This is a genomic window from Streptomyces beijiangensis (genome assembly GCF_017315755.1).
Taxonomy (GTDB): domain Bacteria; phylum Actinomycetota; class Actinomycetes; order Streptomycetales; family Streptomycetaceae; genus Streptomyces; species Streptomyces beijiangensis.
On sequence record NZ_JAFLRJ010001255.1, the window covers coordinates 1 to 843 of the forward strand.

The 843-nt window shown below is 74.1% G+C and carries 1 protein-coding gene; it reads right to left on the bottom strand.

Going from position 1 to position 843, the window contains the following annotated elements:
* Nucleotides 1-227: 227 nt before the first annotated feature.
* The gene (locus J0695_RS41405; protein ID WP_206969964.1) at nt 228-599 is read right to left on the bottom strand and encodes a DUF488 domain-containing protein; all 372 of its coding nucleotides are present in this window, start codon (nt 597-599) and stop codon (nt 228-230) included.
* Nucleotides 600-843: the final 244 nt, after the last annotated feature.

Below are 843 nucleotides of genomic sequence, written 5' to 3' on the forward strand. Positions count from 1 at the left end.
CCGTCGTAGTCGCGTGACGGGGTCGCGGCCCCGGCGCCGCCCGGTACACGGCCTCCGGCCGCGTGTCCTCAAACGCCGGACGGGCTTGATTTTGCCGCTGTTGGCCGGGACGTGGCCTGCAGGATTCAAGCCGGCGTCCGGCAATACTCAGCCCGTCCGGCGAGTGAGGACCGGGGGTTCGGGGCGGAGCCCCCGGGGCGGGGGCGCGGGAGCGGAGCCCCCGGCTATCAGGACCCCGACGCCAGTGCCGCGAGCAGCGTTGGTACGTGGCTCGTCGGCACGTCCGTGACCGCCGTCACCAGCGTGACAGGCCCCTGCCCCGCCAGCTCGGCCAGCCGCGCCAGCGCCGCCCCCTGCTCGGGCCCGGCGAGCTCAGCCGTGTACCGCTCCGCGAACTCCGCATAGCGGGAACGGTCCGCGTGGTACCAGCGCCGCAGCTCGTTCGTGGGGGCCACCGTCTTGAGCCATTCGTCGAGCGCGGCACGCTCCTTGGACACCCCGCGCGGCCACAACCGGTCGACCAGGACGCGGGTCCCGTCGGCGGGGCCCGGCGAGTCGTACACGCGGCGGACAGTGAACGCGGAACGCTCGGCGGACACGCTGTCTCCTCTCGGACGGGGGCGTCACCCTCCACCCTGCCCCGTCGCGCCGCCGCCCGCGAGCGGCCCCGGCCACCCGTACTCCCCAGGGAGTAGTCACCGTCCCCCACCACCCCCGGTGGTACCCCTCAACTCCGCCATCGGCGCGACGTTTCGCGGTCCGCCCGACGGGAGTCTGGTGAAGACCGGACATCCGCGCAGGAGGGGAGGCCTCAATGGGGCCCGCACCGCAGAAACCCGTACG